General features: G+C 51.0%; 15 protein-coding genes and 1 other annotated feature. Of the genes, 1 reads left to right on the forward strand and 14 read right to left on the reverse strand.

Going from position 1 to position 15,446, the window contains the following annotated elements; all coding sequences use genetic code 11:
• Positions 1-12: 12 nt before the first annotated feature.
• Genes JSQ80_RS28595 through JSQ80_RS28605 form a run of 3 tightly spaced genes read right to left on the reverse strand, consistent with a single transcriptional unit; the run spans position 13 to position 1,826 of the window.
• Positions 13-843 (reverse strand): metallophosphoesterase, encoded by an 831-nt coding sequence (locus JSQ80_RS28595; protein ID WP_206098121.1) that lies wholly within the window; start codon positions 841-843, stop codon positions 13-15.
• 6 nt (positions 844-849) lie between these two features.
• Positions 850-1,239: a hypothetical protein gene (locus tag JSQ80_RS28600; protein WP_206098122.1), complete on the reverse strand. Its 390-nt coding sequence runs from the start codon at positions 1,237-1,239 to the stop codon at positions 850-852.
• Positions 1,236-1,826 (reverse strand): CPBP family intramembrane glutamic endopeptidase, encoded by a 591-nt coding sequence (locus tag JSQ80_RS28605; protein ID WP_087433108.1) that lies wholly within the window; start codon positions 1,824-1,826, stop codon positions 1,236-1,238. Before JSQ80_RS28605 ends, JSQ80_RS28600 begins: the two co-directional genes overlap by 4 nt.
• Before the next feature lie 252 nt (positions 1,827-2,078).
• Positions 2,079-2,321 (forward strand) — a binding site (T-box leader).
• A gap of 66 nt (positions 2,322-2,387) precedes the next feature.
• Between JSQ80_RS28605 and serA the strand changes: the two genes are divergently transcribed.
• A complete protein-coding gene (serA, locus tag JSQ80_RS28610; protein ID WP_206098123.1) occupies positions 2,388-3,974 on the forward strand; it encodes a phosphoglycerate dehydrogenase in 1,587 nt (528 codons plus the stop codon).
• Between the two features lie 134 nt (positions 3,975-4,108).
• Here serA and JSQ80_RS28615 read toward each other — a convergent pair whose 3' ends face one another.
• The 11 genes from JSQ80_RS28615 to JSQ80_RS28665 form a co-directional block, all read right to left on the reverse strand.
• Positions 4,109-5,545 carry a HAMP domain-containing sensor histidine kinase gene (locus JSQ80_RS28615; RefSeq protein WP_087433110.1) on the reverse strand — a complete coding sequence of 479 codons (1,437 nt, stop codon included), beginning with the start codon at positions 5,543-5,545 and terminating at the stop codon, positions 4,109-4,111.
• Positions 5,546-5,547: 2 nt separating this feature from the next.
• A complete protein-coding gene (locus JSQ80_RS28620) occupies positions 5,548-6,264 on the reverse strand; it encodes a response regulator transcription factor (protein WP_087433111.1) in 717 nt (238 codons plus the stop codon).
• An 88-nt stretch (positions 6,265-6,352) separates the two neighbouring features.
• A complete protein-coding gene (ccsA, locus tag JSQ80_RS28625; RefSeq protein WP_206098124.1) occupies positions 6,353-7,612 on the reverse strand; it encodes a cytochrome c biogenesis protein CcsA in 1,260 nt (419 codons plus the stop codon).
• Positions 7,609-9,273: a cytochrome c biogenesis ResB family protein gene (resB, locus tag JSQ80_RS28630; RefSeq protein WP_206098125.1), complete on the reverse strand. Its 1,665-nt coding sequence runs from the start codon at positions 9,271-9,273 to the stop codon at positions 7,609-7,611. The genes ccsA and resB overlap by 4 nt, the downstream gene beginning before the upstream one ends.
• A 28-nt stretch (positions 9,274-9,301) precedes the next feature.
• Entirely contained in the window at positions 9,302-9,823 is a 522-nt protein-coding gene (gene resA / locus JSQ80_RS28635) for a thiol-disulfide oxidoreductase ResA (protein ID WP_206098126.1), read from the reverse strand.
• 261 nt (positions 9,824-10,084) lie between these two features.
• Positions 10,085-10,825, reverse strand: coding sequence for a pseudouridine synthase (locus JSQ80_RS28640; protein ID WP_206098127.1), 741 nt, complete (start codon positions 10,823-10,825; stop codon positions 10,085-10,087).
• Between the two features lie 215 nt (positions 10,826-11,040).
• The gene (locus JSQ80_RS28645) at positions 11,041-11,961 is read right to left on the reverse strand and encodes an IS3 family transposase (protein ID WP_206097446.1); all 921 of its coding nucleotides are present in this window, start codon (positions 11,959-11,961) and stop codon (positions 11,041-11,043) included.
• Entirely contained in the window at positions 11,919-12,596 is a 678-nt protein-coding gene (locus JSQ80_RS28650) for a helix-turn-helix domain-containing protein (protein WP_206098128.1), read from the reverse strand. Before JSQ80_RS28650 ends, JSQ80_RS28645 begins: the two co-directional genes overlap by 43 nt.
• A 120-nt stretch (positions 12,597-12,716) precedes the next feature.
• Positions 12,717-13,262, reverse strand: coding sequence for a spore maturation protein (locus JSQ80_RS28655; RefSeq protein WP_087433117.1), 546 nt, complete (start codon positions 13,260-13,262; stop codon positions 12,717-12,719).
• Between the two features lie 103 nt (positions 13,263-13,365).
• A complete protein-coding gene (locus JSQ80_RS28660) occupies positions 13,366-14,025 on the reverse strand; it encodes a nucleoside recognition domain-containing protein (protein WP_206098177.1) in 660 nt (219 codons plus the stop codon).
• Between the two features lie 27 nt (positions 14,026-14,052).
• Positions 14,053-15,291 (reverse strand): D-alanyl-D-alanine carboxypeptidase family protein, encoded by a 1,239-nt coding sequence (locus JSQ80_RS28665; protein WP_240464336.1) that lies wholly within the window; start codon positions 15,289-15,291, stop codon positions 14,053-14,055.
• Positions 15,292-15,446 lie beyond the last annotated feature (155 nt).

Here is a 15,446-nt window from a genome sequence, read left to right on the forward strand (position 1 = left end):
TTCGGATTAATTTTAGGAAACAGTGGTTTTGGCGCTGGAGCGGAGTGTTATAAAATGGGCTTCCGGCTTGCTGTTCAGGCGAAAAGGCAGATGAGACGTGCCGAATCCCCTGCTGATGAACAGCTTCGTCCGCCGGTTGGCATCGTCCCGGTAATCGTACCATCCCGCTAAATATTTCCGGTAGTACTTGCCCGTCCGCACCGGACCATAACCCGGTACGCATATTTGTCCGCCGTGCGTATGCCCTGACAGCACCAGATCGATGCCTGAGACGTCTACCCCGCGCAGAGACAGCGGATCGTGAGTAAGGACTATCGTACAATGCGGTTCGCTTCTCGGCTCGCTCATGGCAAGGCGGATATCGGTTCTTCCCGAGCTGTAATCATCCCAGCCTGCAATCCATATGAATTCGCCGCCCTGCTCAAGCCGCATCGCTTCATTATCCAATAGCTTAACCCCGATATCTCGCAGATTTTCATCCAATTTGCGGATATCGGTTTTATAGTCATGGTTGCCATGCACCCCGATAACGGGAGCATATCGGCGCAGGCAACCCATATTGTGCAAGCATCGTTCCAACGGAACGCCACGCTCGATCATATCCCCGCCGACCAGCACAAGCTCCGCCTTCTCATGCCGTGCCAACTCCGACAAATGCTGCTCCGTAACTATCCTGCGGTGGAAATCAGTAATAAAGAACAAGCGGACCCCGTCAAAGGATGACGGCAACCGCTCCAATACCACTACTTCCTCTGTAATTGTCAGTCCCCGAGCTTCCCACAGCATATACCCGAAAAGAACACCGATAGCGACAACACCAATGACAACAGCAGCAGCAATCATGGCGGATTATCCCTCCAGCGCCATTTTGTGGCGTCCCCATAATAGAAGTCCGACTAATAGTCCGATAAACAACAAAAATAGAATATTGTAAAACCAGTTCGTCAACTTCGCATAGTCGGAAGGATACAATTCTTTACGGGACGGTAAAGAGCGGTCCTCATCTTCCTCTATAGATGGAGAAACGGCAGCGACAGCTGCCATTTCGTGTGCGGATAAATCCCCTTGATGATTTGCTGTCTTTGTCTTCATGTTCGAAAGATGATCGATTTTTGATTCGGATTGGTCCGTCGCATCGTCCTTCAATTGACGCAGCGCATCCAGTGCAGGGCTATGTACGATTGAGTCTTGTCTGCGAGAGAACCCCCGAAAGGACGGGTCTGGATGATTCTCGCTCATGCTTCCCTCCGAAATCGAATAATAAGTCCCATAATAAGATCGATTACAAAATGAGCCATAATCGGAGCCCATAATGTTCCTGTCCATTCATAGACGGTTCCCAAAGCGTAACTAATTAAAAATACCATTAACGTCGGCAACCAGTGGCGCAAATAGCGAACATGGATAGCTGCAAACATTATGCTGGTCCAGTACGGGCCGAACGCATGCTGCGCAGCTCCTCTAAACAACATTTCTTCGCATACTCCTACTATAAAGGAGATGGCGAAAATGTGCCATACCGGACGCTTGCGAAATAATTTCTCATTGACTCCCCCGTCATCGTTAAGCTCATCTGGCACGAAGCGTGATATCGCAATATCGGCCAGAACGACCAGAACAGCCAACCCGCCGCCCCACCACAGCCATGTCCAGCCTTCCGGCAAGCTTAGCAGCTTGAACGGATTCCTTCCTTGCAGCCAAATCCACACCATCCCTATCGCAAGGGTAATCGCCTGAGTCAAATATAAGTTAATCAGCAAAATACGGTCGTCTAAGTCTTGTACATTGACCTGTCGCGACTTGAAGTTTTTCCATTTTTGTTTCATTCCATCCCTGCCTAATCGAATTCTGTTTCATTATCAAACTTCCGATAGATGAATCATAGCAGAAAATTTAAGAATCATTCAACCTTAGCTGCCGAAAAGAAAAAATCTTTACATAAAACGCATGATTCGATGAGTTTGTTCGTTATATCGGGTTAATTGAAGCGCTTTCGCTCGTTTTAAAGATTCGATTTTCGTTTTTTCAACCTATTGACACTAATCTGGAAGCATGGTACATTAAGTAAAATTTCATGAGTTAATACGGTGAAGGAAACGAACGGGCAAAGAAGTCTACAGAGAGCCGATGGCAGGTGGGAATCGGCGGCGGATTGTCATGTTCCAGCGTTCCGGAGTTGTTGCGCTGAACTTGAATAGATAGTAGGCGTAAACGGTTCGAACCCGATATCGTTCGTTATCTCTTTATGAGATGAAAAGGCTGTTTGTGCGAACGAACGGCGAATAAGGGTGGCACCACGGAAGAAGACTCTCGTCCCTTACTACGGTCGTAGTATGCGGATGGGAGTTTTTTTATATGTAAACATAGAACTAAAGGAGGAGAAACCAATGTATAAAGTGTTAATATCGGATCCGATTAGCGATTTCGGAATTCAGAAATTGGTCGACGCACAGGATGTGACGGTAGTAAAGCAAACAGGATTGCCGGAAGACGAGCTGGTGGAAATCATCGGTGAATACGACGCGCTGCTGGTGCGCAGCCAGACACGCGTAACTCCGCGTATCATGGAAGCGGCGAAGAAGCTGAAAGTGATTGGACGCGCGGGGGTCGGAGTGGACAACATCGATTTGCAAGCAGCGACGCAGCGCGGAATCATTGTCATTAATGCTCCGGACGGCAACACGATTACGACATGCGAGCACGCCTTTGCGATGATGATGGCGCTTGCCCGCCACATTCCGCAGGCTTACGTGAAGACGATTAATGGCGTATGGGACCGCAAATCGTTCCTTGGCGTGGAGCTGTCGAACAAGACGCTGGGCGTCCTTGGGATGGGCCGTATCGGCAGCGAGGTCGCTAAGCGGGCCAAAGCATTCGGAATGGAAGTGATGGGCTTCGATCCGTTTATGACGGAGGAACGTGCCGAGAAGCTCGGAATTAAGCTTGGCTCGGTCGATGAAATTATCCGCGCGGCGGATTTCCTTACCGTGCATACGCCGCTGACGGCCGAGACGCGCCACATGATTTCCCGGCCGCAGTTCGAGGCGATGAAGCCGGGCATGCGCATTATCAATTGCGCGCGCGGCGGCATTATCGATGAGTATGCGCTTATCGAAGCATTGGATGAAGGCATCGTTGCCGGCGCGGCCTTCGACGTCTTCGAAGCGGAGCCTCCGCAGCCGGACCATCCGTTCCTGCATCATCCAAAGGTCATTGTAACCCCTCACTTGGGCGCATCGACCGTGGAAGCGCAAGAAAACGTGGCCGTAGACGTGTCCGAGCAGGTGCTTCATATATTGCGCAGCGAACCATTCAAGAATGCAGTCAATATGCCGCCTGTGCCGGCAAATGTGCTAAAAAAGCTTCAGCCATACTTCGGTCTGGCCGAGAAGCTGGGGCAGTTCGTCTCTCAAATGGCCAAAAGCGCCGTGCATGAAATCGTCGTCAACTATTCCGGCGACTTGGCTGAAGTGGACACGCAGCCCATTACGCGCGAAATCGTCAAGGGCATCCTGTCACAGCATTTAGGCTCGGACGTCAATATCGTGAACTCCATGCATTTGGCAAAAGCAAGAGACATCAACATTGTCGTGCAGAAATCGCACACCGCAAAGGGCTTCACCAACCTGCTCTCGGTGACCCTTCGGACTAGTTCGGAAGAGCGCCTGGTAGCCGGCACGTTGCTGAACGGATACGGGGAACGAATCGTGCAAATCGACAAATATCCGGTCGATATCGCGCCAGAAGGCCACATTCTGCTTATCTCGCATAATGACAAGCCTGGGGTAATCGGCACGGTCGGTACGCTGCTCGGCTCCAACGACGTCAATATTGCGACGATGCAGGTCGGACGTAAAATCGTCGGCGGCTCCGCCATCATGGTATTGTCCGTGGATAAGGCCGTGTCGCAGGAAGTTCTCGCGCAGTTGAAAAATAACGCGGATATCAATAAAGCGAAGGAAATCGTGCTATAAGCATATATATTGTTTCACGACCAACAAGATTAATAGTAAAAATACGCGCTCCTCTGACAGCAAATGAGGTGCAGCCCTCAACAAAAAACTCCCTTCGCTGCCGAAATGGCGGGAAGGGAGTTGTCGTTTGTTTGTCATTTTGCATCTTCTGGTGAGCGAATAGGGACGGCAAAGGAGAACGTTGTCCCTTGGCCTAAGGCGCTGTCGACGCGAATGATGCCGTTATGCGCCTCAATAATGTTTTTGACGATGGCAAGCCCAAGCCCCGTGCCTCCTGAAGCCCCTCTTTTACGAGCCTTGTCGGCTTTGTAGAAGCGTTCGAAGATATAAGGAACGTCTTCCGAAGGAATGCCTTGTCCGTGGTCTTTAATATGAATCCACAGCAGTTCCTCTCCGCCCGACGATACCGTTCGTTCGGTCCGGATTCGTATTTCTTCCCCTGATGAAGAATGCCGGAGCGCATTGTCGAGCAAATTCGTCAGCACCTGCTCCAAACGGTCTTCATCTGCAACAGGCAGGACAGGGTCCTCAGCATCCAATGACATATGCAGCGGTATGTCTCTTTCTTTGGCTATGACCGAGAACTTGCGGTATACGCGATGAATGAGCTCATGCACGTCCGCCTCGCTCCAATGCATAGGCAGATGTCCCGCTTCCATGCGGGCCAAATCCAGCAGGTCCTTGACGAGCCGCCCCATACGCAGCGATTCGTCATGAATGACTTGCACCAATTCCTGCCGTTCTTCCGGCGAAGCCGCAATGTCGTCCAGCAGCGCTTCGCTGTATCCTTGCAGCATCGACAGCGGCGTGCGAATTTCGTGCGAGACGTTAGCGACGAAGTCCTTGCGCAGCTTCTCGAGCCGTACCTCCTCCGTCACGTCGCGCAGCACCGCTACGGCGCCGCGCACGCGGCTGTCAGCATGAAGCGGCCCCACGATAACCGACCATACTTCCTGTCTGACATGGACGCGCGTCGACACTTCTTCACCTTCCCGAATAACCTTCTGAAACAGCGGCTTCATCGGAACGGGAACCGATGAAGGACCGGACGGTTCTACGTCGACATTCCACTCCATCGAATTCCAGCGGCTCAAGATCGCTTCCCCATGCGGGTTGGCGAGAAGCATGCTCCCCGAAGCGTCGAACGTAATGACCGCATCGGTCATGCTGCGCAGCACGCTGGCCAGGTGCTCCTTCTCGTGCTGCAAATCCTGAATCGTCATCTTCAGCTCTTCCGCCATGTGATTGAACGTGCGCGACAATTCCCCAATCTCATCGGAGGATGGAATCGTGACGCGCGTCGAATAGTCGCCCTGGCGAATCGTATCGGCTGCCTGCTTCAGCTTGCGAAGCGGCTGCGTAATTTTAGTGAATAAAAACAAAGCGAAAAAAGTCGTAAGCGAAAACCCGGTAATGGCGGTATATACGAATAATTGTTTTATATCGTTAGGATGCGCAAAGTTGCTATCGATATAGGGAAGCAAGTATACACCCAACGTTGCCATAACGACTGCAACCAGACCAATGATGGTCATCCATAGCTTGCCTACTACACTGCGCCAAAATTTCACGATTATTTAGGCACCTCTAACTTGTAACCGACGCCCCACACGGTCGTAATCATCGTAGCCGCTTCCGGTGAAACTTTGTTTAATTTTTCGCGCAACCGTTTCACATGGGTATCGACCGTGCGCAGATCGCCGAAAAATTCATAATTCCATACGTCCTTCAGCAATTCTTCGCGCGAAAACACTTTATCCGGTGACACGGCTAAATAATGAAGCAGCTCATATTCTTTCGGAGTAAGGCTGATTTCATGTCCGCCTGCCGTCACCCGGTGGGCATCATGTTCGATAATCAGGTGAGGAAATACGATGTTGTTGCTTGCTTTCGGATCGTTCGTCAAAAATGCGGTGGCCGATGAACGGCGCAGCACCGCCTTGACGCGATAAATTACCTCGCGCGGGCTGAACGGCTTCACCACATAATCATCCGCCCCGACTTCAAAGCCCTGCACCCGGTTCATCTCTTCTCCTTTGGCAGTTAGCATGATAACCGGTGTCGCTTTGACTTGTCTTAAGCGGGTGCAGACCTCGATGCCATCCATTCCAGGAAGCATTACATCAAGCAGGATTAGGTCGTAATCTTCGCCAGCCGCTTTGCGGAGCGCGATTTCACCATCCTCCGCCTCATCGATTTCGTAGCCTTCCTTCTCTAGGTACATCTTAAGCAGGCGACGAATCCGTTCTTCATCATCTACGACCAAGATGCGGTTCACTTGTTCGGACATGAACGACTCTCCTTCCAACGGTATCGAAAAGTATGAACGACTGGGACAGGCCGCAGTCGTTCGACTTGAATCGCGATCGGCGCAATGTTCACACTCCGGCATAAGAATGGAGCCCGGAAATGACAAGATTGACGCCGACAAGCGTAAACATCACTATCAGAAGGCCAAAAACGGCCAACCATGAAGATTTTGCGCCGTGCCAGCTTCGGGACAAGCGCAGGTGAAGATAGGCGCTGTAATACAACCACGTAATGAGCGCCCACACTTCTTTTGGATCCCAGCCCCAGAAGCGGGACCAGGCGATCTGCGCCCATATCATAGCGAAGACCAACGCCCCTAGCGTAAAGACGGGGAATCCGATCGCGATGGAACGATAACTGATTTCATCCACCAGATCGGGATCAAGCCCCTGCACCAACGGACTGATAGCTTTAGCAATCGGCTTGCGCAGGATGAGCCGGATGGCCGCATACAGCACAAGTCCGGCAAAAAGCGACCAAATGACCGTATTCAGCTTGCGCCCCGCCTGAACCCCTTTCATCCAGCCAGGAGCCTCCATCAGCGGCAGCTTCATGCCGATAAAGCTTGGCACCGCTTCTAAAGAACTTTCTTCACTGTTGTAAGGAGCAATCAGAGGCGGCATCGTATACGTAACCGATTCTATTTTACTATTAATTTGGCCGTTTTCGACCGTTTCCACTTTTTGGTTAATAATCACTTCATAGTCTGCGGCGCGGAAACTGAATACGACGGCGATGAAGCCGATAACAACAATTATACATCCCATCGTGAATTCGAGCCAACGTTGCGAACGCCGATCGTTTGCCGAATTCCAACGCACCGTCCGCAGCAAATAGAGCAGTGCGGCCACGAAGGCAACGGCAAAGAAAGCGTAACCGAGCGCTGCCAGCGTAACGTGTATTTTCAACCAGACCGAATCAAGCTGCGGAATCAACGGCTGCACCTCACTCGGAAAGACGGAAGCATAAGCCATAATAATAACGGCCAGAGGAACCGCAAATGCGCCAAGCACCACCGAACGATAAATAAGGTACATAATAACGAAAGCGCCGATAATCATCATCGACAAGAACGATATGAATTCGTACATGTTGCTGACCGGGATATGTCCCGCGCCGATCCACCGGGAGATGAAATAAACGAGCTGACAGCCGAAGCCGATAGCCGTTACGGTGAAAGAAATTATGCCCCACTTGCGCTCATGACGTGCCAAGTCCCGTATCTTCATTTTTCGGCCCGCCATCGTATAGACGAATAGTATGAACGAAATGCAAAACAAGAAGAACGCTGCCACATATGCGTCCTGACTCAATTCTAATGACGTCACACCTTACTCCCCCCACGATCGATAGATTTGGCATCGACTTCGATATCCACTGTCTGCAGAGCCCGGGCGACTTCATTCCGCAGCCCATACCAGTTCTTGTTCGTATGGGCGCCGAGCGCCAGCTTCTGCCCATCCAACCGCAGCCATATGCGGCGATGCTGCCAGTAGAAGCCCATAACAAGGCCAATCATACTGATGGCAGCGCCAACCCAAATGAACGGCATCGCCGTATCTTTGCGCACGTTCAAATAGCTGGTGGATTCGGACAAGGTGACATCGTTCATCGACTGGACGTGCAAATCGAACTTTTTGGCTAATTCGCCATTGATGACATCCTGCTGAAACTTGACTTTGTCCTTTTGGAGAGGGAAGTACATATACGGTTCGCCCTCTTTCGGTAAACCCGGGCCTTTAATCATAAAGATAAAGGCAGGAGCATTCGGGTCTTGAGACTTCGTTGTCGGCTGCCCGTTCTCATCAAGTCCGAAATCCATGAATTTGTGGGTGAGTTCTAAGGTGTATGGACCGGCTTCATAGCGGGTCTCCGTACGGTTTACCTTCAGCTCGATCTGTCCGTACACTTCCCCGGTCTGCGGATTCTTCAACACCGGCTTTACGGCTACAAGTCTTGGCGTCAAATCGAAGTCGAATTGATACACCATGATGCCATCGTGCTCCAGCGGCTCGTTCACGCGAATATCGTGCTTCGCCACTTCTTCCAGCACCGGATCTGCGGCGAGATCGTCGCATTTATCCACGCAGCGGTACAGCGTCGCTTTCGTCTCGAACAGCTTCGCGATGACACGGCCTTCTTTGACGAATTGTTCAGGCATGTCCTCCTCGCCGTAATATTCAACCGTAAAATGGTCATTCTGCAAATAATATGGCGTATTCGGTATTTCCTTCGGCTGACCTTGCGGAAAAGCGTCATAATATTCCATATGCCAACCCGGAATCCCGCGGGCCAGAACAGCCAGCAAAAAAATAATAAGCCCGATATGGTTTATGTATGGGCCCCAACGGCTGAAGCGATTTTTCTCAGCCAATAGAGCATCCTCATCGCGAACGATCCTGTACCCTCGCTTCTTGAGCGCTTTGCTCATCCCGTCGAGCCAAGTGTCCGGCGAATCTTGTATGTCTCCTTGATACACAATGCGCTGACGGGTGATGAACTGCCCGTGCTTGCGCACTTTCTGCTTATGTAAGGCTCGATATAACGGCAGCACCCGATCCAGACTGCAGATGACGAGGGACGCGCCTATCATGACGAGCAGCGTAATAAACCACCAGGACTCGTAGGTATGGGACAAGCCGAGCAAATAATAAATGTGCCCCATCGTCCCATACGTCTGCTTGTAGTACAAAGATGCGTCAATATTGAGGAATTGGCTTTCCTGCGGGTAGATCGTACCGAACATTGAGCCTATAAGTGTGATGACAATTAAATAAACCGCTACCTTGACGGATGAAAAAAAGTTCCATACGCGATCGATAATGGACGGATTCGCCTTTTGCGATTTTCGCGCAACTCCGTCATAACGCATCTCCAGAACCTCATCCAATGCGGGTTCCTCATGAAGCGGTTTCCCGCACGCTTCGCAGAGAACGGTTCCAACCGCGTTCTGGTGGCCGCATTCGCATTTCGTATTGTCGAACCGCACTACGTTGTCCTCCTTCCATTATCGCTTGTCATTGTCCCGCAATCTCCTGAAGATAGGTGTTCAGTTGAGATTCGGTGAGCTCACCGATATGGATGGCGTGGACTTTACCGTCCGGCTTCACGAAAAACGTGGTCGGCAGCGGCCGAATCCCAAACGCTTCCGTCACTTTCTTTTTCTGATCAAGCAGCATCGTAAAGTGCACATTGACCTTCTTCATATAATTTTGTACGACCAAAGGATCTTCGCCGTAGTTAATGCCGACGATCTCTACATTTTTAGCCTTCCACTCATCTGCCGCCTTCTGCAGCGCAGGCATTTCCCGTTCGCAAGGCTCGCACCACGAGCCCCAGAAATTGAGCGCGAGCGCTTTGCCCTTGTAATCCCCCAGCTTCACGACGCTGCCGTTCAATTGCTGCAATGGCAGATCTGGGATCATGCTGCCTTCCTTCGGCACTTCCGGCTTCTTGAAGGCGGAACTTACGGCGAAGCCGCCGAGTACGAGAATGACGACCAAGATGGTGATCTGGATTGTTTTATTCCGCTTGCCCATTACCAACGCCCTTTCCAGAAGTTGTTCAAAAAGCCCCTTATGATCACGAAGCAAATCAAGCTGTCAATCGACAACGGCTGTATAGGGCTCTCTTCGAACTCGCACTTCTATGACATTATTCACATTTTAGAGGAGGATTTTCTACAAATTGATTACACCGCTCACGATCATTATAATTCAAAGACCAACGGTCACATCTTCCTCAATATGAAAATTATGTGTCTTAGCCAAGGGCGCATGCAGGATACGGTTCATTCCGCGTTAAGGGGTGCGTTTTGACATAACCGACATTTGCAGCTCATTCAATTCAGACTTGGTCAAATGGCGATATTTGCCGCGCGCGATGCCCTGCAGCGTAATATTGCCGAATTGGACCCGTTTTAATTTGATGACGGGATGACCGATCGAATCGAACATTCGGCGGACTTGGCGGTTACGTCCTTCATGTATGATGATGCTAATGGTTGCTATATTGCGTTCCATGTCAACATCGTGATATTCGACTTCTGCAGGCTGTGTCATGCCGTCCTCCAACATGACCCCTTGCTTCAGCTTCTCCAAGGCATCCCCGTGCGGAACGCCTTTCACCGTTGCATGATAAATTTTCGCCACGTGATGGCGCGGATGCGTCAAGCGGTTGGCCAGGTCACCGTCGTTCGTCAGGAGCAGCAAGCCTTCGGAATCGTAGTCCAGACGTCCCACCGGATATACGCGCGTGCCGACGCCTTTAATGAAGTCGATAACCGTCTTGCGGCCTTCCGGGTCCGATGTGCTCGTGATTACACCCTTCGGTTTATGAAACGCCAAGTAAACTCTTTCCGTCTTCACTCTGAGCGGCTTGCCGTTCACCGTTATGACATCGCTGGCAGGGTTCGCCTTCACTCCGAGAGTCGTTACAACCTCCCCGTTCAATTCGACCTTGCCGGCTAATATAAGTTCTTCGCATTTTCGGCGCGATGCTATACCTGCATTCGCTAAAATCTTCTGTAAACGTTCTTCCATATACGTTTGTCACCTCATGATAATGATATCCTTTTGTGAACGATACCACAAGCAGGACTGTTCAAAATGTTGTCGAATTTAGCAGAACTGTTTTTTTCTGCGGACAGCGCAAGCTTGCAAGCTCCATTGGACTCAATCCAACGCAGGAGCATACGCGGGATGCATCAGCCTGAACTGCACCCCGTCAAGTAGACAGTACAAAAAATAAAAATTAATTAAGCGGCTTTGGTCCTGAATTCCATCGGACTGAGGCCGTTTAGTTTTGCTTGTAATCGTTCGTAATTGTAAAAGTGGATGTAGGCCTGGATGTCCCTCTCGAGCTCCTCAAAGGTATGGTAGGTGTGTAAATAATACTTCTCACATTTTAGAGTTCCCCAGAAAGATTCCATTGGACCGTTATCGATACATCGTCCAACACGGGACATACTCTGAGTCATTTTGTTGTCGTCCAAGAGCTTCTTGAAGTCCAGAGAGGTATATTGGAAACCCCGGTCGCTATGAAGCATGGGCTTGCTTCTTGGTGCTTCTTGCAAGGCACGTTTCAACGTCTGAAATACAAGAGGATTGTTATTGGAACGCCCGAATACATAGGAGACGATGGATTTATCATGAAGGTCGAGAATAGCGCTTAGATACGCTTTTTGGCCATTGCCGTACTTGAATTCCGTCACATCCGTAACCCACTTTTCATTTGGCGCATCTGCCGTGAATTTGCGGTTCAGCACGTTCTCCGCCACCTGCTGTGGAGTGGATCTCGCATATCTCTTTTTCTTCCTCCGGATGACGGATTGAATTCCTTGTATCTTCATCAGCCGGTACACGCGCTTTTGGTTAATCGTTTTTCCCGTTTGGCGGCGCATGTGCAACGTCAATTGACGGTATCCAAAGGTACGCTCGGCTTTCTCATAAATGGACATCATGACATGCGTCAGTTCTGCATTTTCCTGCTCATGCGAACTGGGCTTGCGATTTAGCCACTTGTAATAGCTTGAACGTGAAATGCCTGCAATTTCACACAGAAGCTGAACGCTGAACAACGCTTCTTCCTGAAGCGCTTGAATAGCAAGATAGACGTTCTCTTGACGGTATTGGCTTAGCTTCGCCTCCTTTGGAATTCCCGTAACTTTTTTAGAAATGCATTCTCCGCCCGAAGCCGCTCGATTTCATATTCCATCTTTTTCATCTCGAGTTTTTGACGATCGGCCTCTGTTAATTCCTCCGGCGCTTTCTTTCTTCCCCGACCATCCTTTAACGCATCATGACCGCCCTCTTCAAACTTCTTCACCCATTGGTAGACTTGCTGGTAGGAGACCTGAAAATGGTCCGCTGTCTTACGGTAGTCATGCTGATGAGCAAGACAGTATTGCACAATATCGATCCGTTCCTGCCAAGTCGTTGAACGCCCCTTCGTCATTGCTTTCGCTCCTCCTGAATAAGCTTTTAAGCTGCTATGACGATTATACTCCTTAATCCAGTTGGAAAGCTGCGTTCTACTTGCAATCTTGTATTTATCGATGATCTGATATTGGGACAATCCTCCCTCTATGTAATCCTTCACCGCTTGGAGCTTAAGCTCAGCACTATAACTTCGATTATGGTTTTGTTTTTCTAACCCCTCATAACCATACACCTTGTAACGACGACGCCATTTCACCAAAGTCGTTTTGCTGATACCGTATTTCTTAGCTGCAGCCTTAACACCAATTTCGCCACTTTCGATTTCACCAATGATAACGAGTTTCTCTGACGCATCATATTTTTTATTAGGCATAAAAAAGCTCCCCTTACACAGGCTTTATTATTTCACCTGTCTACCGTAAGGGGAGCATATCACAGGTCATGCAGACCCTGTGGGACAGCCCCTCGTCATTCTTTGCACGTTAAATAGATATTATCCCGCGATAAAGCCAAATACAAGCAAACATACGACAATAGCGGCCACAAACCCGACCAGATCAGAGAAGAGTCCGACTTTGAGCGCATAGCGCCCGTTGCGGATGCCTACGGCCCCGAAATACACGGTCAACACGTACAAGGTCGTATCTGTACTGCCTTGAATCGTGGAAGCGATTCGTCCAATGAGCGAATCAGAACCATACGTCTTAATCAAATCCGTCGTAAACGCCAGCGAACCGGCTCCGGTTATCGGCCGCAAAAAGGCGAGCGGCATCACCTCGCTGGGCACGCCAAGCATATCAAGCAGCGGCCTGAACAGACTGACCATCCAATCCATTGCCCCCGAGGCGCGAAAGACGCTAATCGCCACCATCATCCCCACCAACGTCGGGATAATATTTATCGATGTCTGAAAGCCATCCTTCGCGCCTTCGACGAACGTTTCATAGACGGGCACGCGGCGAAAGTAAGCGTATAGGGGAATAAATACGACAATGGCCGGAATGGCCCATGCAGATATCGTGGCAACAAAAGAATACATGAGCGAACCGTCCTTTCCGAAGCATTACAGAAGCTGCAGATAGATAAGTCCGTAATATACAGCGGCGGCGCATGCCGCTGTCCTCGACCATGCGCCGGCAGATTTAATCCGGCACTGGCGGAAGCTCCACACCGGCTGCAGGAGCCGGCAGTCCGGACTTGCGGCGTGACGTCATGTCCGGCGGAGAACCGCTTCGCCGACGATACCACCGGTCTGCCGCAATGGCCGCACACGTGGCGACAATCGTGGCCAGCAAGGTCGTGCCGACGATTTCCGCGGGATTCGCAGAACCGAAATTCATCCGAATCGCAATCAACGTCGTCGGAATAAGTGTAATGCTTGACGTATTAATAGCCAACAAGGTGCACATGGCAGGGCTTGCCGTATCTTTGCTCGGGTTCAACTTCTGCAGTTCCTGCATGGCCCGGATTCCCATCGGAGTGGCGGCATTGCCGAGACCTAACAGATTCGCGCTCATGTTGGACATGATGAACCCCAAGGCGGGATGGTTCCGCGGCACATCCGGGAACAAATACCGCACGATAGGGCCAAGCGCCTTCGCCAGGCTCTTCAATAAGCCGGCGTCTTCCGCGATTCGCATCATGCCGAGCCAGAACACCATGACGCTAATCAGGCCAAAGCTGACGGTCACGCCCGTTTTGGCGCCGTCGAACACCGCCTCTGTAACCGTGTCAATGCGGCCTTGAGCAGCCGCCGCGATAAAGCCGACGAGCAGCATAAACATCCAAATGGCATTTACAATCGTTCCCGCCTCCTATTGAAGATGAGGTCACACGCCGAATAGCGAACCTACCACCTCGCGTAATTTTATAAACCACTTGCCAGCAGGCGTTGCAGCATGTCCATCATCGGATGGCACGGAGAACGCGGGTGCCGAAGCTTTTGTTTCCGTCAACGGAACCGTAGCGATTACGTTGTCTTCCAGCTTCACAATAAGCCGCCCGCGGTGGCCTAATCGCGCATCCAGACTGTTCCCGTCCGGGATGCTCACAGCCATTGCGACGCGCTCTCGTTCTCCAGCGCCTATAGGATAAGCAACCCCGCTAGACGTTTCCAGTGAAGATCCTTCAATCCTCTGCCCCTTTTGCACCAATGGCGTCATCGGAAACGCTTGAAAGCCATAATCAAGCAGCCGCGAGTGATCTGCCCAATCGTTCGAGTCATTCAAGGTAACCGCCACTAATTGCTGTCCGTCCCGCGTGGCGGAGCTGACGAGGCACCGAAGCGCCCGTGACGTATACCCCGTCTTCACGCCGTCCGCACCTTCATACAGGTGAAGCATTTTGTTCTTGTTCGTCCATTTGTAATCCCACTTCTCATGCGGATTCGGGGCCGTCTTCACCTGAGTGCGCACAATATCCCGGAAGGTGCTGTTATGCAGCGCATAGGCGGATAATTGGGCGAGCTCGTTAGCCGTCGTGTAATGTCCTGCCGCATCGAGTCCATGCGGGTTGCGGAATTGCGTGTGCTCTAATCCGAGCATTCTGGCTTTCTCATTCATCATATATACGAAGCCTTCCTCTGACCCGCCCACATGCTCCGCGATTGCAACCGCAGCATCATTGCCCGAGCGCAGCATTAATCCATACAGCAGATGGTTCAGACTCATCTCTTCGCCGAGCCTTAAATATATCGAGGAGCCTTCTTTGGCGAACGCCTTGCCGCTGGTCTTCACTTTGTCACTGAGACGGCCATGCTCAATCGCCACGATCGCTGTCATAATCTTGGTGGTGCTGGCCATAGGCAGTATCGCGTCACCGTTATGGCTGAACAGCAATCGGCCCGTCTGGACATCGATTAATGCCGCGGCTTTAGCATGCGTGGATGGCAGTGAAATGCGCGTCGGCTCCTGAATGGACGAATCTGGCTGCATCGTCTGTATTTCCCTGTTCCTGTCGAGTGTGTGCGAATCGGGTTGTCCGAACGCTTCTGCGCTCCCCGCCCCCATCAGCACCATACTGATAAGGAGCGCTTTCGCAACTTGTCCTACGCATGGAAACCTGTTCATAAGTTCCTCCTTCACATTCGTGCCGGTCAAGTTGTAACATATGTATGCTTGCGCAAGTCGAGGTATGTCCAATTTCTTTGCTTGCAGCAGCATAACGCAGCATGGCGCCAAGCTCGCTGTCTCCTTCGGGGCCATTGCGGGAACGGCTATTCCAA

The sequence above is a fragment of the Paenibacillus apiarius genome (genome assembly GCF_017052585.1).
GTDB lineage: Bacteria > Bacillota > Bacilli > Paenibacillales > Paenibacillaceae > Paenibacillus_B > Paenibacillus_B apiarius.